The following is a 26,852-nucleotide window of genomic DNA, read 5'->3' as shown; positions in this document are numbered from 1 at the left end:
ACAAGGATGTTGTAGTTGTAGCTCAACACACTCTTGCCATTGAGCACCACGTTCACGGTATTCGTCGTCCCTTCGGTCAGGGCGACCAGCAACGTGTAGTTAGTCCCGGCATTGATGCTGGCGCTGGTTGACGCGTCGACGTACCAGATGCCGTTGCTGCGATGCCCCAACACTACCTGGTTCGTGCCGGCGATGATCCCTGCATAGAGGAAGTCGCCGGTCGATGTGTAAGCGAACGTGAGCCCTGCGGACGTTCCTGCCTTGGCGGCATTCACCGTGGCTGAATATTCGACGTACGACAATGGCGCGACAGCGAGCGGACGTACGGTCAAGGCCGCGTCGGTGCCCAGCGGCGTTGCCGTATAGGCGCCGTTGGTGCCGCTGGTCGTCGTCCACGTCCCGGTCGCCGGCGTGAAGTTCTGGGCAACGCCATCCGACAGGTCTTCCAGGACACTGTAGGTGAAGTTCACCGGCAGTCTTTGGACCGTATACGAGGTGTACGCGGCGATCGAATTGTTGGTGCCGACGCCCAACAGCCCGGTGTTCAGCGGCGCATTGAAGGTATACGAGACCTTCAGCACGTTCGTGTTTTGGGCATTCGAGCTGGCCACGCTGAGCGTCGCGGTGGTGCCGTTGACCGTGAGCAACAGGGTATTCTGCGAGTTGAGGCTCAGTGTCGGCTTGCCGGCCGGCAGGATTGCAAGATCGTTCCAACCAGTGTCTGACCGCTGCCCTATCTTCAACTGATTGGTCTTAATGTCGATGCCAGCGTATTTGAAGTTTGTCGAGCTCTGGTAGTCGAAGATGATGAAGCCGTTCTGCTGGATTCCACCGCTTTGGACCTTCATGATGGATTGAATTTCGTAGAAATTCGCAGGCAGCCACGTGTTGAGGTCGAACAAGCTGATGTTGTCGCCGCCTACCTTCGTCGTGCTGTTCTGGTAGGCGCTGTTGATGACGCTCCAGCTGCCGGTGTCGGCGAACATGCCGGTCACGGTGTTGGGGCTGTAGCTGGCGCTTCGCAGAACGTCGCGCTGCGTGCCCGGGGTGTTGCCCGCCTGCGGATCGGTTGGCGCACCGGTCTGGGCATGCCATGCGGCATCTTGTTGCAGCACCAGACCGAGTTCACCGGCTGGTTCGCCGTTGCGGCCCGGGTTCGGGTCATTGTTCTTCGGAGCCGGCGGATTTGCCCCGCCATTCAAGTCGGAGAAGCGTGTCGCGTCGACGCCGTCACTCAGCGACTCGGCGTAGAGGAACTGGTGCAAGAACGGCTGCATCGTGCGGCTGACCGTCGCCATGCCGAACTCGGAGAACGGCACCAGGTAGCTGTTGTATTCGCCGACCCAATCGATCAGCCGGTCGCCGCCGGTGTTGGCGATCAACACGTCCTTGCCGGCACCGCCATAGGCGCGATCTTCGTAAGTCGGCGCGGTCTCCGGAATGTTGTTGAGTCCGCCGGCGGTCGTCTGGTCGTCGTCCGCATTCAGCAGGTCGTTACCCCAGCCGCCATAGGTGTGATCGCGGCCGGTGCCTCCGACGATCCAGTCATTGCCGTTATCGCCGAAGATGTTGTCGTTGCCGTCATCATGGACGGCCGGGTACGGAACTGATTGATTTTGGTTGCCCGGCGTCGTGCCACCCAGCCTCAAGACGCCCTCGTTCTGGTTGAAGTTCAGGAAGAATTGCAGGCCGGTACCGGTCTTGTTGAGGGTCCCATCCCCGTTCAGCAGGATCTGCCGCAACGGGTCGTTTTCGTCATAAAGCGCGAACTCGCCTGTGCGCCCGGCGATGTGCGGATGCGTGAACTTGCCATCAGGATCCGTCGGGTTGAAGCGGAGCGCGTCGCCCGGATTGTACGGGTGGCCGTAGTCAGTCTCCGCGATACCGGTCAGGTCGAGAGTGATTGCATTTTCCGTCTGCGTGAAGGACAGCGGCAGCGCCTCGGCGCCCGAGATCGCGTCATCGCCCGAGCCGCCATGGATCCAGTCGCTGCCCAGACCGCCGAAGATGATATCGTCGTTATGCGCCTTCGTCTTGCCGTCGCTTGCGGCCGAATTGGGCTTGCTGCCGGGGACCGAGAATTCGTCGGCGGTCCCGTTCCAGTTCGGATCGGAGCTGAACGGCGTCAGATCGATGGTCTTCTTCAGCGCGCCGCTGACATTGATCGTGTCGATCTGCATGTTGCCGGGCGTGAAGATGAATTCGTTCAGCGCGTTGCCGTTGCTGTACTTCGGATCAGCGTCGCTTGGCAGCAGCGCCACGACACCATTCAGCGGCTCGCCCTGACTGACGAGATAACCGGGGTTCGTGGGGCCGGCGCTCAAGCTGTTTCGGCTGGTGAAGATTCGCCCATCGTCACCGATGATGCCGTCGTCACCCGTGCCACCGGAAATCCAGTCGTTGCCGTAGCCGCCGAGGATGTCGTCGCTCTGGCCGTCACCATAGAGCCAGTCGCTGCCCTTGCCGCCATAAATAAAGTCGTCACCGGACTCGCCGTGGACCTCGTCGGCCGCGCCAATGTCGTTTACCTGGAGCAATGGCGCGAAGTCGGGGCCGCCTGGCGTGTAATCCAGCAGGCGCACGGCGCGAGCCACGATCTTGGCCGTTTCGTCGTAAGCGGTCCCTTCTGCCGTGCTGGTATCGTAGTTGAAACGCAAGAAGCCGTTGAAGCTCTGGACCGGATTACCGGCCTGGCCAATGTTGCCGGTAAGAATCACGTTACCCACCGGGGGCGCTACTTGACCGTTAATGCCGACGAGCCGGATGATGTCGCCATTGTCGCCGACGATCGCGTCTGAGTCGTTGGCATGGCCATTCGCCGTCGTCGTAATGTTGCCGTTCGCATCGATGCTCGCATCGCCGATGGCATTGCGCGCAATCGCGACGCCGGAGCCGCCGAAGATCAGGTCGGAACCATCCGGCCGCAAGCTACGCGCGACTATGGCGGAAACGTCGGTCAGGCTGAACATGTCGGAGCTGCCGCCGATCAGGTCGTCCTGATTTTGGTTACCCAGCAGGATGTCGTTGCCGGAGTTACCCTCGATATAGTCCTGCCCGTCGCCGGTCCCGTCAAGGGATGGACGCAGGAACAGTGCGTTATTGGCATCGCGGAACGGATTGCCCGCGATGTTCGGGCCAATGTTGCTGACGCCGACGCGTCCGCCGTATGGATCGCTGGGACTAACGACCATCGCTCCGGCGCCGTTGTCGATCACCAGATGCGAGACGTAATCGATCGAGCCGTCGCCCTGGACGGTGTCGTTGCCCGCTTGGCCGAAGATCATGTCGTCCTGCGGCCCACCGGCGATGTAGTCGTCGCCGAACGATTTGGCGACCGTCACCGACTTGGTCAAATCCGGAAGCACATCGTACATGGTGATGAGGTAATCGCCCCATGCACCGTGTCCGCGCGGATCGGCTTGCGCCACGTTGCTGGCCTGATCCTGCCCGGCGCTCGTCGGTGCCGTGCTGTAGATTTGCGTTCCCGTCAGCGTTTCGAAGCGCAGGTTCGCATAATTGCCAAGGTGGCCGGTGCGGTCGAGTGAAACGTTGTCACCGAAGATCAGGTCTCGATCGGTGCCGCCGTCGATCGCGTCGTTGCCGGCACCGCCAATCAGGATGTCTTCGCCGCCGTTACCGTAGATGGTGTCATTCCCGCCATTTTGTCGCGACTGACTGATTATCGAGCGGTCCAGCAGGGTCGTCTCGATCCGCTGTGGCGTCAGTACCACCGGCTTGGTGGTATCGCGCGCGCCAGCCACCGCCTGGCCCACGTCGCCGAGGTCCGCGAATATGATGTCGTTGTAGTCGCCGAAAGCGTTGGTCGCCGTCGAACCCGGTGCATCGCCATAGATCAGGTCGTTCCCGGCTATAATCGGGTCGACGTTGACGGCGCCCGACGTGCCGGCGGTGTTGGCGACCATCAACAGGCGGCGGATCACGTCAACGTTGATACCGGAGTCGCCGTAGATCTGGTCGCCACCGCGCCCGCCGACGATCGTGTCGTTGCCCGAGCCGCCGGCCAGGAAATCGCTCGCCGCGCTGCCAAAGATCGTATCGTCGCCCTTGCCACCGTACGCTGTGATGCCCACGGTCGGCAGTTGCCCGTCGGGGATGCCGGCAAACAAACTGTGTGCGTCGATGACGTCGTTGCCGTCGAACAGGTACTGGGCCGCCAGCGGGAATACGAAGAAGTCCGTGTTCTGACCAAGGCGATTGCGCTCGACGATCGTGTTGTTGAGCGTCTGAGACGGGCTGCCATTGAGCAGTGCCAGCAAGCCCGGCTGCAGGTTCGCAAGATAAAGCGTATCGCGCTTGGCCGCTCCGCCGTTGATAATGGCGAATTCAGACGCTTCGGTCGTCACAGCCTTGTCGACGGTGATCGTGGCGCCACCACCGTTGATCGCGAGGATCTTGTAGACCTGGTTGTTCGTTCCGACCCCATTCGGGCCGGTGCCATAGATCGCGATCGTCTGGCCGACCAGGTAGCCGTCCGCTGCCCAGCTGCCGCCGTCGGTGCGCGTTACATTGTTCCCGCCTACACTGGAGAACGAGATCTTCACCTGGGTTCCGATCACGGCGATCGTGCCCATGTCAACACTGATACGCGCCGTTTCCGTGGCTCCCTGCGCGGTCGGGATCAACTGCTCAACCGCCGCCAAAGTCAGTGTCTTTCCATCAAGGCTGACGCCCGTGATGGCGTAGTTCGGGCCCCCACCGGCGTCATTATACGTGGTGCCGGAGATCGAGATCGTCTGGCCAACCGCGAATTTGTCGGCGATCCAGCTACCGCCATCGGAACGCGTAATCGTATCGCCGCCGCTATCGCGGGCAAAGACCACCGAGTAATTCTTGCCAATGGTGATCAGGCCTTCGGGCACGAAGCCCGGATCGTACTCGCCGGAAGCAAGCTTGATCGAAGCGGAGTTCCATTCCTTCACCTCTGCCGTGCTGCTCGCGCCCGCTGCCGCGTAGCCTGGCAGCAGATTATTTAGCTTCAGTGTGTCGGCGGTCAGGCTGTTTACGGTGCCCACCGCGACACCACCGATCGTCACGAGGCCGTTGACCTTGAAGCCAGCGGTAATCCACGAGCCACCGTCGGTTCGCTTGAGGTTGCCGAACCTGTCGGGCGTGTCCGAAATCGTGTTGAAGTCGGTGTACGGCGCGCTTATCTGCACGCCGCCGGTCGGCGTCGCGCTTGGATTGGTCTGCCCGACCGAAGGCGTGGCCAGGGTGAAATCCACACTGTCCATGTGCGGCTGCGGCTTGCTGGCAAACTTGCCGAGCGACTGCTGCGTGGAGACGCCGTTGTACCAGACGCCGTCCTGCGACGTATCGCCGTAGACCACCAGCGGCGCATCGACGTTGACGGTTAGCGACACGGCGCCTTGGCGCGGCAGCACTGCGCCTTTAAGCAGCAACGTCTTGCCGTCCGGCGAGAAGCCGGTCACCAGGAACTGGCCGTTCAACCCGATCGTGATCGGCTCCGGCCCTTCGGGCACCACCGTGTTGGCGGCGGTCAGCGTTAGCGTCGACGCGCTAACGCTTGCGATGGTGAAGCTGCCATTGTTGGTCAGACTGCCGTTGCCGATTGAGGCGCCGGAAATCAGGATCGACTGACCGGCGGCGAATCCGTCGTCGACCCAGCTGCCGCTGGCGCGGCTGATGGTGTCGCCGGCCGCGGCGCGCGCAAAGGTGATCCCCGCGAAGCTCCACACGCCGCTGATCGCGACCTGCTGTCCGACGGCGAAGGCGCTGTCGCCGGCATTGCTGCCGTTCCAGGTGCCGTCGCTGCGGGTCAGGCGGTCTGCGGTGCCAGCCGGATCGCCGGCCATGGGTGCGCCCACAGTGAAGCTTCCGGTCACAACTTCGCTGCTGCCGTTGACGTTTATCGTGTCGCCGCCGATTCGGACGATCGCCAGTTTCTGCACGGCTGGCAACTTCGTGAGATCGCCTCCCTGCAAGGTCAGCGTCGTTGCCGTTGGGTCAGCCGAAACCAGCCAGTATCCCGGCTGGCCGCCGATCGCCACGGCCTGGCCCTTCACGAAGCCATCGGCGATCCAGTTGCCACCATCGCTGCGGGTGACCGTCGTCTTGGTAACGGCGAATGTGTTCGACGAGTCGAGGTTGCGACTGCTCACCGCCACCGTACCTGCAGTATTCGTCGAAGCCGCGAGCGGCGCACCGCTCAGGATCAGTACGCTGCCGAACCCGGTTGTCGCCGTCGTATTGTCGAAGCCGAGCACGGTGCGCGTGCCGACAAGCGCGGTGCCACCGAGGACGTCGCCAAACGCGAAAGCGACTTGTTGTCCGACCGCAAACCCGAGGTTAGCCCAAGACAGTCCGTCCTTGCGGACGATGCGGTTCAGCTCCGTGGCGCCCGTGACGTCGAACTTGCCCGGGGTCAGGCTGCCGAGAGTCTGGCCGCTGACGACGGCAAGCTGATCGGTCACCGAAATCGCACCCAGCTGGTTCGTGGCGCCGTTCACCAACGGCGGCGCACCGGTCGCCGCCGGGAGCAGCGTCAGGACGCTGCCAGGCTTGTGGGACGCGTTCGATTCCTGCGCATTCGTGGGATTCCCGATCGCGATGATCGTGTAAGACCCGACGATGCCGCCCTCGGTGAGCAGCACCTGCTGGCCAACCGCAAAGCCGTCATTGACCCACATCAGGCCATCGGTACGCGCCAGCTGGAAGGTGCCGGCCTCGGGGCCCGTGAAAGTGTCGAACGCGTTGCCAGCGGGATCATTGGCGATCAGCTGTATTGGCGCATTGCCGCCGCCATGCACGGTGGTCAGGCCGCCGTGTTCGGATACCAGGCCGAGCGTGCCGTCGGCGTTGTGGTCCGGACCCGGGATCAGCGTGCTGTTGATGTCGAGGTGATCGTTGCCCTGGCCGAGGAAGATATTCACCACCTCAAGCGTCGAGTGGCTGCCATCGGTGCTGAAGACCTGCTTGCTCGGATCATTCGGGAACGCCGGATCCTGCACCAGCACGATGGAGCCGTAGCTGATGCCGCCGGGGTACTTGCCGCTCTCGCCGAACGGATGGGCGCCGCCGAGTTCGGCGGTGAAGTCGAGCCCTGCCGCATTCATGTTCAGGCCTGTAAGGGCCGTGGACGTGAGCGTACCGGTGGTGCTTCCCTGTGTGCCGTCGCTGTAAACGTTGAGCACGTCGATGGATTGCGTCTCCGGCGGCTGCGGCGGAATGTTGAAGAACGGACCATTGGCCTCGCCCGGCAGCATGACGGCAGCGACCAGCGACCGGTCGGCACTGGTGGTGCCACCCTCCACGGCGAGCGGGCCCCTGATACCGCTGAGCGTGTGCGAGGACTTCGGGAACGCACGCAGGTTTTCGTGTCCGGGCTGAATGTCGAAATACGGATCTGCAATGACGGAGATCGTCGCCTGGGTGTACCAAGGATAGAGGCCGACGCCGGTCGGGTCGAATTCGACCCGGGCCGCCATCTGGACCACAGACACGCTGAAAGGCGCGCTCGCGACGCCCGGCATACCAGGCAGACGACCGCTGTAAGGAACGGGCCCTGCGCTCGCCGGATGGTCGGTGAGCACCATAACGTCGAGCTTGCCCGGATCGGAGCCTGTGATCAGGTCGATCTTCTCGATGAAGGTGCCGCCTGGACCAGTGATCTGTATCAGCTGGCCCTCGAAGAAGCCGCTATCCAGCCAGCTGGTGCCGTCGGTGCGGCGCAGCGTATCGAGCATCTTGCTGATGCTGGCGCCCTTGAGCAGCACTCCACTGAGTCCTGTTGACGTCGTGAGCGTCAGCGTCGAGCCGGTGACGCCGCCCGCAGCGATTGTGAAGTCACCAAGCGTAGAGCCGTCTGATTTCTGGATACGAATGATTTCGCCCGCCGCGAAATTGTCGTTCACAAAGCTGCCGATGTCGGTACGCGTGATCGTCGTGCCGGTTGCCGTAACGTTACCGCTGAACATCAGGAACGGTTTGTCGGCAACCGTGGATACGACGATACCATTGTTGTACACGCCGTTGGACTTGATGAGGTTGACGGTGATCGTCTTTCCGGAGTCGGAGTTGAACGTGTTCTGCACGGTGGGCAGAGCTGCGCCCCCCGCATTGGTCAGCTTGATAACCTGGTCGGTCACCGAGCCTTTGGCGGAATCGATCAGATAGGTGCCGTCGACGCCGGCCACGCCGGTGCCCTGGATCGTGATGGTCTGTCCGGGCATGAAGCCGTCGGCGATCCAGCTGCCGAGCTCGGAGCCGGGCGCGCGGGTGATTGTCCAGTTGGTCGGGCTAATTGGATCGAGTTTGATGTTGATCTTGTTGGACAGCGTGAGCGTCTGCACGAATCCGGTCTGCTGGAGCGTGATCTGACCACTGTTCTGGTTGATGTCGGTCTGGCCGTCGGTGATGACGTCGATATTGACGGTAGACTCCGGCGCCTTGGTCAGGCGCATGGTGTACGTATCCGGGGCACCCGGCCCGGCCGAAGCCGTACCGGCGCTGACCAGCGTGCTGCCGCCGCTCTCGAGCGTGAAGACGCCCGGCTCGCCGTCGTCGAAGACCTGCGCGTCGATGGTCTGGCTGATCCCCGAGCCGTTGATACGCATCTTTACGGTCGGCTCAACAGCCGCGATGACCGTGAAGCGCGTGGTTAGCGTCAAGACATTCGCAGTGACTGACTTGATCACGAACAGGGCATTATTATTGAGGCCGTTCAGGCTCGTGGTCGTGCCGGAGATGATGATGTTCTGCCCGGCGATAAAGCCATCGGCGATCCAGCTGCCGGCCGCCCGAGTGATTGTGTCGCCCGGGCCGCCCGGCAGGGCCTGCGCGAAGGTGATGTTGCTGAAGCTCTGCTCCGACGCGGCGCGCTGGTAGGCGATATCGCTGGTGAGCGCGATCGCGAGGTGCGTATCCGCGTCTACCTGCGGCGTATTCGAACCATCTACCGCGGTCACGATCGACGTGTCGTGCGGATCCTCGACCGATCCGCGCTGCACCGCGTGTTCCGTGACGATGACCGGGGTGTTCCAGTTGCTTGCGTCGAAGGTCACGAAGTAGACGCCTGCCGCACCGTCCGGCAGCGGGCCACTAACGCGGTGGAACCGCGGATCGCTCGAACTCAGCTCGACGCGATTATCCTGCGGGCTCACTGCGACGCGAACAGTGCCGGTCGGCTGGGTCGCCAGTTCGACGGCGAAGTAGTCGTCCACGGAGGTAGCGGCCGTGCCCTCGAGCACCTTCGAGACATCGTCGACGGCGCGGCCATACTTCGGATAGAGGCCGAAGTTGACCGGTGTCGTCGCATCGAGCTGGGTCACCACGACTGCCGGCTGGTCGTTGTCGTGCACGGTCACCTCGACGTTGCGCACGATAGCATGGTCGAATGTCGGATCGGTGCTCAGCACAGTATGGCTGATCGTGACCGTGCGGTCGCCTTCGGCCAGCGCGTCGTCGACAGCTGCAACGTGGATGTACTGCTCACCCGCGAACGGGTGGAGAGCATCCTTGACGATACCCTTGTCCCAGTTGTTGCTGTCAAATACCACGACAACGGCGCGTGCCGGCACGAAGACCGGCGTGCCATTGAGGATCACGGTGCGATCATAGGCTGCGGCCGGCAGCAGGCCGGGGCCGACATTGCCGGTTGCCAGCAGGATGCTGTCGCCGAGGCCCAGTGTGTCCAGGATGTCGCCCGATTTCAGCACGCCGGTATTGAGGATGTGCTCCTCTTCCGGATTCATCGCGGCCGATACGGTGACGTAAACGAACGTGCCCGCCGCGGGCGCGTGCGCCAGGTAAATGCCATAGATGTCGTCGAGCGGAACCGGGGCCTCGGTCACGTCGGTGAAGCCCGGGCTTTGGTCGCCAGGCAGGTTCTCATCGATGATGACCTGCCCTTGCGTCGGCCGCGCGACGCTGAGCGAGATGCCATCGGCGACCAGCGTCTTGTAGCTGGGGTCATCGGTCGTGATGCGATGGTTGATCGTGCTGCTGGTGCCATTGATGTCGCGCGACACCACATCGCCGGCCACATCGCCCGCGACGTTGATCGCGTCATTGCCCAATCCGCCGATCACACGTACGGCCATGCCGGGCGCTGTGCTCAGCACGTCAATGGTATCGTCGCCTTCGAGGGCATCGATCTCGAGCACCTCGATATTCTTGTAGGTGACGGTCAATCCGGCGCCGAACACACCCTTGTCGGTCACGACGATGTGGTCGGCGAATTCGGTGCCGAGCACTACCAGCTTGTCGAAGCCCGAGCCGCCATCCACCGACACCGGTGCGTTGATGTTGTACTCGACCTGGTTGTTGCCGGCGCCGGTGCGGATGGCGGTCTCGGCCGCGGTCGAGAAGCCCTTTGTCAATTTGGGCTGGGCGATCTCCTGAACCGGGTCGAGCCAGACGATATCGCCGGTCACCGGGTCGGTTTGGGCCAGAGCGAACGCGCGTACTGTAAACAAATCGTTTCCGTCGTCGCCTTCGAGCCGCAGCACGGCCTGGTTGCTGTAGACCGAGAACGTGTCGTCGCCGCTGCCGCCCTCGGCGACCAGTGGCGAAGTCGCACCTGCGCTCAGCCAGCCACGCGTGGTGGCTACCGTGCCGTAAATACTTTGTGGCGTAAGTGAATTGGACAATTGCGGGAATTGATCGAACGGCGTGACCACCGAGCCGCCGAACGTGTTGCCAAGCGGCGCCTGCTGGTGCGCACTGCCGTCACGTTGCAACCCGTAGACCTGGCCGATCTGGAATGTATCGTTGCCCGCGCCGCCGTCCAGCGTGGTGATGGCCGCATTGTCGTCGACCGCGAAGTAATCGTTACCACCCTGGCCGAATACCATCAGCCGGCCGTTGATCGAGCTGTCGTAATTGATGCGCTGCACCGACTGCGATCGCAGCGACGCGCTGTTGTTCGGATCGGAGGCCTGCGCCTGCGCCAGCGCCGAAGTGCTCAGGGTCGGATCAAAGTCGAGCACGGCGACAAACGCCGAATCGTCGGCATACAGCCCCGGACGGTTGCCCGTCTCGTTGGCGATGCCTGTGGTACGACGCAACAGGAAGATGTCATCGAACTTGGCGCCGGCGCCATTGAAGTCCGGACTGCTGTTGTCCTGACCGTAGACCGAGAGGTTGTTGACGCCGTCGTTCGGCCCGCCTGTGTCGAGCACGTTGATGACGTAGTTGCGCACGTCTCCCTGCGTACCGGTCGTGTTAACGACGTAGGTGTCGGTCCCGGACTGGCCGTCGAGGGTGAGCGTATCGCTCGAGGATGTCGCTGCGCTGGTCTGCACGTACGTCATCGACTGCAGTTGATTGACGACGAAGAAGTCCTCGCCATCGCCCGTGGGCGCAAACGGGTTCTTGGTGGTGTTCTTGATCTTCACAGAAGTCGCGCTCGTCGTCGTCATGACGACTTTCGCCGAACTCAAGGTCAGCACGGTGGCGGTGACGCCCGTCACCGTAAAGGTGCCGCTGTTGGGATCGCCGGCAACACCTGAATCGACCGCAATGACGTCGCCAATCGCAAATCCGTCCGCGATAAAGTCTCCGCCATCGGTACGCGAAATCGTGTCGCCGTTGACATCCGCCGTGAATTTCACGGCCGCAGTGACGGCTGGCGCGGTCGGTGTCGGCAGGTTGCTGCCGAAGGCCCGCGTAGCGCCGCCGGAATAGTCAGACATCAGGCGGACAGGACCGAGACTACCGGTTGGAATGACCTGCGCCGTACCGCCGGGGATCGCACCGCTGGCGCTGGGGCTGCCGCTTTGGCCGCCGAGCCAAGTCTGGTCGAAGAATATCTGGTCGGCATCGCCGTTGCCGAAGACACGCGTGAGGAAACCGCTTGCCGTGGGCCCGTGCGCGATGACGCCATGCAGGTGCATGACGGTACCGAAGCCCGCGTCGCCGACGTCGGTGACCGCAATGCCGCTGGACAGTTCGTTGACCCGGCGGAAGTCGCCGTAGATGTCGATGTTCCTGTAGGCGAGGATCTGCGAATTCGGGTCCGTGTTCACGTCATCGGCCACGCGAAGCAGGATTGAGCCGTTGGCCGCGTTGATCAGGCCATGGACCACGGGTTCCGGCGCATTTTCAAGGAACAGCACCGAACCGCCGCCGAGCAGGTTCAAGTCTTCGCCAAACGCCGTAACCGTGACGCCGTCCGGACCGAACAGCGGCACCGCGCCGCTTTCGCGCACGGTAAAGCGGATGTCACCGCCGACACCATCGCCGCCGGCAATGCCGAGCGACTGCAGCAATACCACCTGCGCGTCACGGCTGTTGAACACACCCACAGCCGTGGTCGGCAGCGCCTCGGCGAGATCGATGCTGCCGGTCGCACGGGCGCCGATGGTGCCGTACCCATAAGCCTGTGAATCAATCTCCAGATCGTTGCCGCCGCTGGCGTCGCCGATATTGCCGCCTTCGGCAAACAGGTTGATCGTGTTCCCGATGATGTTGGCGGTGTCGCCACCGACGCCACCATTGCGCGCGTCAACAATCGAGCCCGGGTCAGTCGCCAGGGAGACGTTACCCTTGGTCTGGACCATGCCGACTTCGAGATCGTCGATCTCGTGGCCGAAACTGTCGGTGTGGTTTGGACCAGCCGAGCCCAACAAGCTCAACGACTCGAGGCCGCGCACCACTTCGGTGATGAAGATGCCCTGCGTATTAAACTTGCTTGCCACCGCGATGTCGTTGGCGGTGAGGACGCCAAGGCTCGCGCCCGTTCCGTAGAGTTCGTCAACGTTGATCTCGAGGAAATTGTCGGGCGTTCCGATTCCGCCGGTGCCGGACTTGTCCTGCAACGGGTCGCCGGTGATGCCATTGTCGCCAGCGGTCATGGTGATGTTAACGCCGGTGACGTCTGCTTCGAAGCCTATGCCGTCATTGCGGGCGTCGATGATGCTGCGCGGCGAGTGCAGCGTGACGTCGTTCGCAGTGGACATGATGCGGCCGACCCGCAGGTCGCCGGTCTTCTCGGCCTCGTCGATCCAGCCGTTGGTCAGCATGTCGACATGATGGTTGTCGGCAGGTCCGGCCAGGAAGCCGGTGCCCTCGATCTCGGTGATCGCCTTGATGTTGATGATCTTGCCGCTGCCAGCGGTTGGCTGTGCCGCCGTGAGGATGATGTTGCTTTTCGAGTCGATACCGGGCAGCCACGGCTTACCGTTCGAATCGAGCGCGCGAACGTCGAAGGTGCTGTTGATTGTGTTGTTGGGGGCGAGTGTGGCGAACGCACCTATGTTCAACGGCACGGGCGAGCCGTCAGGCTGGTTGAAGAACGTATTGTGCAACTCGCCGTTCGGATCTGGATGCGCGGCGTAACGCACCTCGACGCCGCCGCTGTTCGCGACGCCGGTTTCCTCGACGCTGGGCTGCATGATGATGTCGGCGGTCCCGCCTGTGACCACGGCGTCAATATGGACGTGGTAGTCGGTGATCGCGGCGTTGCGCAGTCGTCCGAGCACGTCGAGATACGCATCGCCCGCCGCCTTGATGGTGAAGCGTTGCGCAGGCGTGAGCGAGTGACCGGTAGTCAATCCCGAGGCGCTCGGGTCCAGCGTAAGCGCCTGTGTCGGATTGGAAAGCGCCGCGAGCTTGATCGAAAGATCACCCGGCGAGGTGATGACGACGTAATATTGACCATCCGTCAACCCGCCGATTGCCGTACCGCTGGTGTGATATTGCACCAGTTCCCCGCCGAAGAACTGATTCCGGCCGAGGAAGATTGAGCCGTCGCTCGCGACGCGCGCGGTAAGGAAGCTGGTCGCACCCGGCAGATTCGCAGCCTCGACCTGGTCGATGTTGATTCGACCTGCTGCACCGACGCTGGCGTTGGCCGACTCGATGTCGACGATGTTAGTGCGCACCAGCGAGGCGTTCGGATCAAGGCTGGTGAGGTCGCGCGCCTTGGTCGCACGCACGTTGCCGTTGGCATTCCGAATGATGGTGGTGCCGATCGGGTTCTCGATCAATCCGTCGAGCAGAACGTCGTTGGCCGCGCCAAAGTCCTCGATTTCGATGCGCGTGGGTGCAACCGTGCGCTTGAGGTTGAAGCTCAGCGTTGGCGCATTGGGGATCAAATTCACGATCGGATGGCTGGGACCGCGATTGAGTACGTCGATATTGTGAATCTTGAGGTCGAAACCCGATTTGTTGGTGATGAGCACCTGCTGGTACGAATCGCGGAATTCCCAGGTGCCGCTGCCAGCGCCCGGCAAGCCGTTGCCGCCGGCGATGGTCGGCGAGTCGAAGTAGACCTCGCCCGGATCGTCGTTGACGATATTGTCCACCGAGATCACGCCGCCCGACACGGCGCTGGTTCCAAACCCAGGCTCGAACACGCCGTTGACGCCGATATTGACCGCCTTCTCAATAGTGCCGCCGGCGCTGACGACGAGCTCGGGCGAACGGCCCGAGAAGATCACCACATCGGAACTGAAGTCGATCTTCAGGGTGGCGGTATTGACGTTGGGACTTTCGCTGCTGCCGCCGGCGGCGAGCGAACGGCGCGACACGTGGCCATTGTCGACAAAGTTGACTTTGCCGTTCTTCGTATCCGAATAGAGCGCCAAGTGATTATAGCCTGATACGTCCTGGAGCGCTGGATCGTTGGGATCGCGCGGGCCGGCCGTGACCAGCGAGTGAAGCTCGCCAAGAATGGTCGATGCCAGCGTCGTGGTATTGCCGGCCGAGCCGTCGACATAGCCGAACAGGCCGGTGGCACGACCGAAAGCATCGGAAATCGAAGTAACGGCCTGATGGTCGGGCGCCGACGCCGGGTCGGGATTGTAGTAGCGCGCAATGAGATCGACACCTTCATAGCCCGTGAGCGCGGCGTTAGCGTGCAGATTGACGTTGTTCTGGGCGTTGAGGTTCACGGTCGACGAACCAGTGCCCACCGCAACAAGACCGCCGCCGTCGCCGCGCGCCCGGGCCTCCACGTCCATCCACGGGACCGTTGCCGCGGCCTCGATCGCGCGCGCGGTCAGGGCCGCGGCGGTGCCGAAGTCGACAGTCGTATTATCGGTCGAGTTCGAGGTCGCGTAGGCGTTTCCATCGCCGCCGATGCCGATGCCGGTCGAACCGGAATTGGTCGACTGCGCCGTGCCTGTCGTCGCTGTGACAATCGCCGTGTTGCCCGCCAGAACGTCCGCGCCGTTTTTCAGCTTTGCGGTAGTGGTGTTGTCCACGGTGGAATGGGTGTGCGTGATGGCGACACCGACGGCGCCGCCAGTCGTGGACCGCGCCGCGGCCGACGCGCCGGTGAACAGATTAGCCGTCAAGTTGAAGTTGCCGCCGGCAATTATGCGCGTGCCAGCTTCCACCCAGGCTTCACTCTTGTTCGTCGCGTCGCTGGTAGCGGAGGAACCGCCGACGCCGACCAACCCGCCGGTGCCGTTGGCGCCGCTGGCGGTGGCATTCGTGACGGAATTGGTCGTAATCGACACGTCAAACTTGGCCTGCGCGAGGCCCGCCTGCATGTAGGCATTGACGGTTGGGCTATCGGTGATCGTGCCGTCATTGATGTTGATGCCAATAAAGCCGCCGCCGGAACCCCGAGCCACCGCGGACGAAGCGCCGTCGCCGATCGGCGGCGACAACACCGAAAGCGGTACGCCGCCCGGACCCGTGAGGGTCGCCCCGGTGACGTTGCCCGTGATGTCCATGCGAATCCACTGGTTGCCAGTGGCCGGGCTCAAAATGTCGACGCTTTCTGGCCCGATCTTGTGGTTGCCGCTCGGCGAGTCCGGGCCCACGAGGGTCAGCGCAGGGCCGCCCGGCGTCAGCGCGAGCTGGAAGGTATCGTTGCCATCCGGATTGATGACATAGAAGGTGCGTCCGTCGGCATTGAAGAAGTGGACGCCATCGGAGGAATATTGCATCGGCAGGTCGCCGAGCTTGATAAGGCTGTGCACCGCACCCTTGTCGGCAGCAATCGACTTGGTGAACACACCGGCAGTGACGACATTGTCGGTGTCTTTGAGCGTGAGGGTTTTCCCGTCCGCCGAGATGGCACTGATCGTGAAGCTGCCGTTATTGGTCGCCTTGTCGGTGGCGCTGGAACCGCCGCTCAGCGAAACCGTCTGCCCGACCTGGTAGCCGTCGGCCAGGAAGCTGCCCGAGCTGCGCTGGATCTGGTCGAGGTTGTTGCCAGCACCGTCGTTGATGAAGGTCAGCGCCAGCGTCTGCGCCTTGGTCGGCACAAGCGCGATCGCGTTGCTTTCGATGGTCTTTGTAAAATCACCGCCCGTGACGCTATTCTTGACGCTGAGCGTCAGCGTGCTGTCGTTGACATCGACGAGCGTGTAGGTGGTGTCGTTGACGCCGGCTCCGGAGACGCTGATCTGCTGCCCGATCGCGAAGCCCGCATCACGCCAGCTACCCGATGCGCGCGTGATCGTGTCGCTGACATTGTTGTCGCCGCTCTTGTGGAAGGTGACGCCGAGGTCTTTGACGTAGGCATCAAGCTGCACAATGCTGTTATTCGTGCCACCTGCGCCCGAGACGCGATAGGTCGTACCGTCCTTCAAGCCGCCGACGGCGAACCCGTTGGTCACGTGGTAGACGACAAGGTCGGTATTGTTGAAGCCGGAGGCGATCGGATTGCCGTCGCTGCCCACGATGCCCGAGGTATCGACGAACTCGATGTTGTTGGCGTTGACGTTGTTGTTGAGCTCCGCGACACCGCTATTGGTGGTGTCATTGACGTCGACCTGCTGGTTTGAGAAGGTCATTGCGGCGGGCGCGTGATAGGTCACCGGCAGATCGGTAGCGTAATTGGTGCCGCCGACCGTGATGGTCGATCCAGACGGAGTGAAGTTCTTTAACGGGTCGGTGACCGTCGGGTCGTAGGTAGTCAGCTTGATCGACGTGCCGTCGACCACCTTCACCCAATACAGGTTGCCGCTGGTCAGGCCGCCGATCTGCGTGCCGCCCGCGGTGATGTATTGCACCCTGTCGCCCGTGACGAAGTGGTGCGGGGCGTCGAACTTGATCGTGTCCGTGTCCACGTTGACATTGGCCGAGGTCCCACTGAACTGGGAACCGAACGACAGGTCGTTGGTATCCGTCGGCAGGACGCTGTATTCGCGATCCTGAGTAAGGCCGGACTGGCTCGGGCCACTGAAGACGACCGCGTCGCCCGCCTGCAGGCCATGATTGTCGACTTCGACGCTGTTGTTGCTGTCGCTGCCCGATACCACGTTGTAGGTCGGCTGCGGCTGACCCTGTGGCGTCGCTTCCGCGTGGACGGTAATGCTGCCGCCCGCGTCGATGGAGCCCGCCATTGCATAGGCGGTGACAATCGGGACCACCTGGGTGGTCGCTTGCGAACCGCCAACGCTGATGCCGCCGATGGTGGTTCCCTTGGTCAGCGCATCCGCTTCGGGATGAGACAAGGCCTCGACGTCGAGGTTCGAGCTGACCTTGATCGTGCCGGTGCTTGCAATGTAACCCTTGACGGTCGAATTGCTGGTTGCGTTCGTTACGTTCAGCTGGCCCGAATACATACCTCCGGTCGCCGCCTCGGCAAGCGCATTGGCCGCATCGCTGGACTTGCCCTGGACCGTGAGGTTGGTTGCACCCGCCGTGTTGCCGACGCCGACCACCTGACCGTCGAGATGGGCTTCGATGTCGCCATCGGTGTGCGCTTCGGCGGAGGTGCCGCCGATACCCGCGAAGCCGATGGCGACGCCGCTGGCTCTTGCAGCTGCGAGATCATTGCCTTCCGCCGTGATCTTGACTTCGCCGGTGCCCGCAATGGTCGCACCGCTACCGACCACGGACTCGAGCGTCGGGCTGTTGGTCGACTTCGCAAGCGCACCTGATGCCGCCGCGACGCCTCCTGCGCCTGCGAACGCGATTGCCGACGATCCATAATCGTTCGGCGCCCCGACGTTGGCACTCGTCTCGACCGTGACGTTGCGCGCCTTGACGTTGCCTTTCACCACCTTCGAGCGCACCTGGGGCCTGGCATCGACACTGGAGTAAGACAAGCCGGCCGCAACACCACCAACACTAACGCCGGTGACGGTGGCGTCGAGATTGTCGGTCGATGAGGAGGAGACCTTCAGGTCGCCGCTGCCATTCAGCGTGATGTTGGCACCGGTGGCACCGTCGCCGACCGTGGCAACCACATCGGGCGTAACAGTGACGAACGCGAAATTGGCGGTGAGCGCGATGCCGCCCCCGGACAGACCGAAGGAATGCGCATCGACAAGCACGGTGGAGTCGGCATCCACGGTCACGCTACCGACGCTGTCGCCTGCCGCCTGGCCGATCGATACATTGTCGCCGATGAAGGCGAGCACGTCCGTGGCGCCGTCGTTATGCACGTCGACCTTGGTAAATGACGCGCCAGCGGCCAGACCTCCGATGGTCACGCCGACGGAAAGAACCGTGATGTCTTGCTTGGCGTTGGCATGAATGTCGATAGCCGAGGCCTTGTGCACCACGGCATTATTGCTCAACCCGGCGGTGGTCGTGCTGCTGTCGCTGATCACCGCGACGCCGGCACCCAAGCCGATAACACCGCCAGCGGCGGCGAACGCGACCTCGTTCACTTTTTCGTAAAGGTCAGCGTGGATGTTGATTGCGCCGCCCGCCGATAGCGTGCCGCCTGCGGTGGCCGATACGTTGGAGGCAATGTTGAGAACACCGATACCCGCGCCGATGCCGAGGCCGCCGATTGCGACGCCGCCCTGCGTCGTGGTCATGTGCAGATTCTCAACGGCATTGACCGTAATGTCGCCGGTGCCGGTGTTGACTTGGGCGCTTCCGCCGATCGCCGCGTTAGTACCTACTGTCGGCCCGATCAACGCGCTTCCCAGCGAGGTCTGATTCGGTGCTTTGGTAGAGAAACCGCCCGTGCCGTTGAGCGCTTGATAGGAGATCGCGGACGTGCGGTCCTGCGAGTTGGACGCGGTGCCCGGATCCGTGCTGCCGTTGGTGAGACCGACGTTGCCGACGATGGACTGGTTCGCGCCACCAGAGGACGTGATGTCGACCGCGCCGACGTCATTCTTGGCGTCGTCAAAGCTGTTGTACAGTTTGAAGGTCTGGTGGTCGCCGGTGTCGCGGACGAAGTAGGTCTGCCCGTTGTTGAGGTTGCCGGCTGCCGATCCGCCGTCGTAGTAGGTCACCTTCGAGCCAGTGCCCAGGCGATTGCCGGCAGCCAGGTGGACGGTGTTGCCGCCAGGATTGACGTCGGCCGAGCCGAACTTTCCCCCGGTGCCGCTAACCGAGTTGGCAAGTTGGCCACTCGCATCCGAGCCCTGCTTCGTGGCGTCGCTGTCGGCTGTACTGCCGCCGTGTTCGAGCGAATTCGACGGCGCGCCGCCATCGCCTTTGTAGTTGCTGCTGAGTTGCTGCCCCACCGACCACACGCTAACCGACGCGGCGAGGCCGACGATGCCACCGGCGCCACTCGCGGCGATGCTGTCGATGTCCTTGATACCCAGGGCGTTGACCTTGACGTCGCGGTTGGCCGCGACGCGGGCTCCCGACTTGATCTCGGCGTTGATGTTGTTGCGCATCACGCCGATGTCGACGGCACCGGCCATCGCCCCGGCACCGCCGGCGATGCCTCCGGCGAATGTGGCTACGCGTGCCTCGTCGCCGGCATTCACCCACACCGATTGATCGCCATCGGTACCCAGGTTGTTCGTCCAGTTGACGTCGGCGTTGTCGATATAGGCATGGGTGTTACCCGCCAACGTGGTGACCGTGACGCCGCCGGCCAGGCCGATGAAGCCACCACCGGCCGCAACGTTGAGATGGAACACCTGCTCATGCGATTGCGCCTCGACGAGCACGCCCTTGACGCTCGCTGTGTCGAAACCGCTGGCGCTCTCGCCGCCGGTCAGCGTACCGACCATGCCGGTCGCGCCGGTGTCATGGCCACCCGCATGCACGATCGCGTGATCTGCCGCCGTATTCGCAATGTAGGCTTCGGTCGTCTTGCTGAGGCTGATGACGCCGACCGACGCGCCCGCGCCGCCCAGTCCGAAGCCGCCCGCGCCGTCGACGATTGTGATGTCGGTATCGTCGGTTGAATGCACGACAACGTTACCCCACGCGTCGGCCGTGCCGGCAATCTTCGCGGTGGTCGTGTTGTTGACCACCAGCACACTGACCGCTCCGCCGATGCCGACCGTGGCGCCGGCGATGCCGAAGCCGACCAGCAGCATGTCTTCCTTCGCGTTGGCATCGACCACGATGTTGCCCGCGGAGGCAGTGACCACCGAATCTGCCTCGGCTGACGCAGTGGTAGTGTTGCTGATTACCGTAACATCGACTGCAGGCGCAACGGCGCCGCCGCCCGAGACGGCCAGCGAAGCTGCAACCGCAAGGTGGTGTACGTCGCTGGCAGCGCTGATGTTGACATCACCAGCGCTCGCAGTGACTTGCGCGTTCGCCGCTACCGAGGCTGTCGTCGTGTCGTTAATGGAGTTGACGACAGCACTGAGCGCAACGGCGGCCGAACCAGCACCGGCGATGCCCGCCGCCAGGCCATTGATCTGATCATAGTTGGTCGCGGTAATCGAGACGCCGGTCTGGCTGGTGGCGAGCGGCTGCAGAACGACCTTGCCGCCCAGCATGCTGCTGCTGGTCCCCGGGTTGTTCGGACGCGCATTTCCGCCGTCGTCTGCCACCGTCGGTGCGTTGGCATTGCTGACACCCGGCGACACTACCCGGCCTTGCGACGCGAGGCTGTCGGCGTTGGGCGAGCCGTTGACGGTGCCGGTGTCGATCTTGCCCTGCGCCCCACCGTCGCTCGACGTCACAGGGTTCAGATGACCTGTCGCAGCAAAAATCGCCTGGTTGCCTGAAGCGGACACGATGGCCCCGCTGCCGACGAAGGCTTCGGTGTGCTTGTTGGTAACGGTGACGACGGCACCCGCGGTAATCGCGGCGGAGCCGGAGAAGCCGACCACACCGACGATGGCATTAAGCTCGGTGCGCTCGTCAGCCTCGATCGCGATCGAGCCGTTGGCGTGGACATTGCCTGCGCCGGCGCTGGGGTTGGCGTCGTCGGGATCGTCGCCGATAAAGGCACGCGTGTCGACGTTCAGCACATCGACCGCGGCGTCGACGGTGACCGCAACGTTGCCGCTGGCCGAGATGCCGGCGCCGATGGCGGTGATCGTCTCCTTCGATGTCGCCTTTACGTCGATATTGCCGCCGACGGTCGACGATACATTGGACTCGATGAAGGCATCGGTGTGCTTGTTGACCACCGCAACCGCTGCCCCCGCGCCGGCCGCTGACCCGGCGGAGACGGCGAGGTTGCCTGCCACCGACACGAATTTGGTCTGATCGTCTGCGTGGACCGTAAGGTCGCCGGCGGCATTGACGGTAGCCGACCGGTCCACGAACGCGCGCGTATTCTCGGTCAGGACATTGATCACGCCGGCGCCGGCAAACGCGAAGCTTCCCGAGGAGCCAGCGCCTGCGGCGCCGATGGCCGCTTCCGTCTCGGTAGAATGCGCGTTGATGGTGATGGGCCCCGCTAACGCCGTGACCTGCGCGCTCTGGCCGATATAGGCCTCAACCGTATCGTTCTGAACAAGCGTCGTAACCGCGGCGCCAGCACCTACACTGCTGCCAAAGCCAATCGAGCCGGCTACCATCACCATATTCATGGTGTCGCTGGCGTCGATGTTCACGCTGCCAACCTGCGTAACCAGCGCTCCGCCGTCGATGTAGGCACGCGTCTGCGTCGTGAGCACCTCCACCGAAGCAGATGCCGCCACGCCCGGTCCGCTGCCTCCGATACCGGCATTGGCAGAGATGGAGAGGATGTCCTCGCTCGAAGTTGCCGTTATCGAAGTCAAGCCGGTCGTCGTAACATGTGCACTCTGGCCAATATAGGCACGGGTGTCCTTGTTGATGATCGACAGGTCCAGGCCAGCCCCAATTCCTGCACCACTCACCCCGACGCCCGCCGAACCTGCGGCGGACTTAACCGTCGTCGTGTCGGTAGCCGACACTGTCAGCGATGCGTTGTGCGAAAGGCCCTGGCCGACGGTTGCGTTGCTGTCGACGAACGCCTGCGTCGTGGTGTCGTACACGTTGATGCTCGCGGATCCGGCGAGGCCCGGCTTGCTGCTGCCCGTGCTTCCGCCCGCGGCCAGCGCGATCGAGGTCAGCGGAATGCTGACGCTGCTCAGCTTTGAGCTGATGACACTTGGAAGATCACTGAAGTCGACGTCCAGGGGGTTAAGGGTGTGCTGGGCCGTGACGTTTACGGCGCCCGTACCGTCGACGGTAGCGGCGGAGCCATTGCCTGTGGGATCGCCAATGCTGGCGGTCGTATGCGACCCGCCAGTACCCGTGCCTACAACGTTGATCGCCACGGCGACGCCGATGCCGGCACCACCGCCCGAGAAGCCCGCCGACGCGGCCAGTGCCTGGGTGCGCAGGTCGTGCCGAGCCGTGATGTCGACCTCACCCGCGCCGCCGTGCAGATGCGACCCGTCGCCGGTGTAGGCCCTGGTTTCTGAATCCACGACATTGATGGCGGCGACGCCAGCGATGGCGACATTACCACTTTTATTACCGGCCGCAGAGAGGGCGCGCGATGAGATATCATTCGTGTCAGGCGTAATCGCTTCGACGGTAATGCCGTTGCCGCTGGCGATTGCGCCTGCGCCTATCTTCGCGGTATTCGTGTTGGAGATGGAGTTGAGCGAGAACGCCGCGGCAATATTGACGCTGCCGTCCTTGTCAATGGCAGTGCTGTCGCTCTTCGCTTTGGCGTCGACATTGTTCGACGCGCTGACCTTAAGCAAGCCGCTCGTGGCCGTAACCGTCGTGTTGTCGCCGATCGCCGCGGTATTGCTTACGGATACCACGTCCACTGCGACGCTCGCCGCGATGCCGACACTGCTGCCGCCTGCACCCGACTGGCCGCTTGATTGGCCGTTAGCATCGGCGCCGCTGTTCTGTGACGTGTTGGTGGTGGGCGCACCGGCACCGCTGGTGTTGCTGTTGTTCTGCAGCTGATCGTCGGTCTTTTCATTGCCCTTCTTGTCAGTCGTGCTGCCGCCCTTGGCGCTGGCGCTGGCCGCAACCGTGCTCTCGAAATCGGAAGTAGCAAGAATGCTGACCTGGCTTCCAGTGACGCCCCGGTCCACTTCCGAGGTTGTGGCCCAGCCATCGACGACTACGATCGACACACCTGCGCCGATAGCCGCTTTGCTCCCTGCGGCGGCCACTTTTGCCTCGGTTTCATTGTAGTCCGCCGTATGTTTGGCCTCGACCGTGACGGTTCCGCTACCCGAGAGGGAGCCGGTGCCGGTACCGATGCGCGCGGTCGACTTATCATCCAAGTCGAGCGCCAATGCGACCGCCGGCGTGATCGAAATTTCGCCTTGCGAACCGCCGTCGACCTTGGTCTTTACCGTGCGCTCCGAATCCGAACTGACTTCGACAGTACCAAGATTGCTCCCCGTAAAGCTCGCACCGTCGGCGACCTGCGCGGTTGTGTGGCTCGACAGCAGCAGATTGAGTGCAACTGAGGCACCCACACCGACCTTCCCGGCCTCGGCTTCCGAGTCGGCTTTGGCGTCATCCACCTCGGTATTGATCGCCTTAATTGTGATCGGACCACCGTTCACCGTGACCGATCCGCCACTTACGGAAGCTTCGGTGTTGTTGTGAACGATGTTCAGCGCCAGAGCACCGGCAACGCTGACTTTGTCGTTGCCGGTCGCACCCGAATTGGCTTCGCTGACGATCTCGTGAGTCTGGTCTCCCGACAGGTTCGTCATCGTCGCTTCGATGTCGAGGCCGGTTTGCGCAACGACCGTCGCCGTTCCGGTCGACGCCTTGTTGGTAATGTCCACGAGGTTGATCGCCACGGCGGCCGCAATGCCAGCCGACGAAGCGTCCGTCGCCGTGCCGTCTGCCTTGGTCTTCTTCGCGTCGGTATTGGCCGAGCTCTTCAGCGACACCCTACCGCCGGTAGATGTGATCGACGGGGCACCAAGGAACAGTGCCTGCGAGGACGTGGTGAGCATGTCGAAGGCGACCGCGGCCGCGACCTGAACCTTGGAGTTGCCGCTACCGCCGGTATCCTTGTCGCCGGTGGAAGCATCGGGCGTGTTGCTCTTGCCGGATGCCTTCGTGGCGTCGCCGCCATTATCGCTTTGCGCGCGGCTGTTGCCGAGCGCGAGTTGGTCATCGCCCTTTTTGTTGACATCGCCTTCGCCGTCGGCGGCGTTCTGGTCTTTGTCCTTGGCGCCGGCGGCGCTGGCGCTGGCCTCGGTGTCGGCCGAAGCGGATCCGATAGCGCTGACGTCGATATCGCCAGCGGCACTGACATTGCGCGAGATCGACGCGGTCACCGAATCGTCGATGATCGCCAATGCCAGCGAAGCCCCGATCGCCGCAGTGCTAGAACTAGCCGCATCCGCTTTGGCGTTGGTCTCTGTCACATTGGCGGTTTGTATCGCTGTAACGGACAACTTGCCGCTTAGGGTCAGCGGGCTGCCAGTTCCGACAAATGCCTTGGTATTGATATTGGCAAGCGTGATCGCGACACTCGGCGAAACCGCGGTGCCGCCGGAAGAACCCGCCTCCGAAGTCGTAGCGATGGTATCGACCGCGGTCGCAGACAGGCCAAGATCATGTGCCGACAAAAGGTTTGCGCCGTCGGCGATCGCCGCAACCGTGGTGTCATTGACGATGTTGAGGGCCACGGCGGCCCCGACGCCGACGTTTCCACTGGTCTCCGACTTGCCGAGGGCCTCGGCGGTATTGGTCAGCGTCGAACTGGCCGTTAGCGCTACATCAGCACCATGCACGTCCACCGGGCCGGAACTGACCAAAGCGTTCGCGTCGAGCGTTGCGACGTTGATTGCGAGAGCGCCGGCGACCGATATGCCGGATCCACTGGCGCCTGCCGTCGCCTTCGCGTCGAACGTGCTGGTCGGCATCTCGCCCGTCACGTTGACATGCGCGGCCGTGAGACTGGCCGTGCCGCCGATCGAGGCCGCACTATTGCTGTCGACGACCTGAATCGCTACCGCAACGCCGACCGCCGTGCCGGAATTATCGGTCTTGTTCGATCCGTCGGCGGTCGTGGCCACGGTGTGCTTGCCGCTTGCGATGACGCCGATGTCGGTCACGCCGGTAGCGATCACAGTGCCGCCGGTAATCGATGCAGTGGTATCGCCAGTGACGACGCCGACGGAAACTCCCGCAGCGAATGGCAGAGCGCCGTCGCTGGTTTTGGCCTTGTCGACGGACTTGCCGTCGCTGGCCTTGTTGGGATTGGGATCGGCGAGACGCTGCTTGGACTGATTGGAAGGATCGCCGTCGTCGGAACCGCCTCCGGTTGCAACAGCGAGCGTTGTCGCGGTGCGGTCACTGGTCGCGGAGAGCGTGACGCCGGCGCCCTGCACGGTCCCGCCGGTGATGCCGGCCGAGGTGTCGCCCCACAGAACCGTGACGCCTACCGCGGCGCCCTTCGCGCCTGCACCATGGCCGTCCGAGCCGCCTTTGTCGCCGGCAGCCGCGTCATTGACATCGACCTTGTTGTTGGCCGCAATCAGGACCGACCCGCCGGCATTGATCGCGCCGCCGGTCACGGTGATTTTCGGGTCGCTCTTGACCACGGACACGGCAACCGCAGCATCAGAGGTGGAAGCGCCGCCGTCTTTGGGGGCGGTCGTCGCAACGATCGTGACGTCGGACGATGCCGTAGCACTGAAGGATCCGGTCAGATCGAAGCTTCCCGCGAGCTTTACTTCGGGGTTGTCGATCACAGTGACAACAACGGCCTTGAAGGCGGCGGTGGCCGAATCGGTGTTCGCGGTAATATCGTCCTTTACCGTCGCGTCGATGGTGACATCCTTCGCGTGGACAACCGCACCGGATTTCACATCGACAAGCGCATCGCCGAAGCTGACCACAGCGGTGCCGGCGGCACCGTTGCTGAAAAATGTGTCGCCGCTCTCGGTGAAGGTAGCGTCGGAATGGGCCAGTAGCTGGACCGCACCGCCACTGGCGGTAAGGGTCGCATTATCGAGCGTAACTCCGCTTTTCGCGTCGGCGAGTAAGCCCTGGAACAACCCACCCGTGCTCTTGGAATCGGCCTTCAAGGTGATGTTGGCGGCGGTGATTGCCGAGCCTTGGTCGATGGTGACCTTCGAGTCGGACACGACTTGGAACGACCCGCCTGCGTCCGTAATCTGCAACCCGCTGGCATCGTTCACGATGTCCGAGGTACTGTGCAACGTGAAGTCATGCCCGCTGAAGGTTCCACCGTTGCCGCTGAGCGCCACCTGATCGTTGCCGAGGGAAAGCGGTAGCGCGACGCCGATCAGCGCACCGAGATCGATGTCCTTGCCACCATTAAAGTCGATGTTGATCTGCGTACCTGCAAATCTGGTGTTGAGTACCGACAGGCTGTCGGTATCGACGGTCACCTTATCGCCGACGAAATCGATCAGGCTGATCTTCGAATTGCTAACGCCGAAATCGTCCCGCTTGATATTCACATCAAGGTCGAGCGCCGAGGTAATCTGCTTGGACGCAGCAAGCGCCAACGGTCCGGTGCCATCCAGGCCGGTCCCATAGAGGTTCCAAAAAGCGTTGCCGCCGCTCTCTTCGGCCTTGAGCACGAAGGTCGTCGCGGTCAGCGAACTGATGTAATTGCCGACGTCCACCGCACTGGTGATGTCGCCCGGTATGCTGCCGGGAGCGCCGTACGTCAAATCTGCCGACAGCAGCAGCCGTGGCTCGATGGCTTCCAGAGTAAAACTTTGGCGTTGCGGTTTCTTCGGTGCGCCCGCGCCGCCGATCCGTCGCGGTTTCTGGGGCCGATTGTCGCCGGCGAAAAATTCGCGCAC

1 protein-coding gene (only partly in view) is annotated in these 26,852 nt (G+C 62.9%); it reads right to left on the bottom strand.

Translation table 11 applies throughout. From position 1 onward, the window contains the following. Positions 1–26,852, bottom strand: the 5' portion of a protein-coding gene (locus FFI89_RS07020; RefSeq protein WP_168212810.1) for an LEPR-XLL domain-containing protein. Its footprint begins 925 nt before the window's first position; 26,852 of the gene's 27,777 nt are visible here — the first part of the coding sequence; it begins with the start codon at positions 26,850–26,852; the stop codon falls past the left edge of the window.

The sequence above is a fragment of the Bradyrhizobium sp. KBS0727 genome, assembly GCF_005937885.2.
In the GTDB taxonomy this organism is placed as follows: Bacteria; Pseudomonadota; Alphaproteobacteria; order Rhizobiales; family Xanthobacteraceae; genus Bradyrhizobium.
Note: the sequence above shows the minus strand (reverse complement) of the source record. Positions and strands in the feature narration are given on the sequence as shown.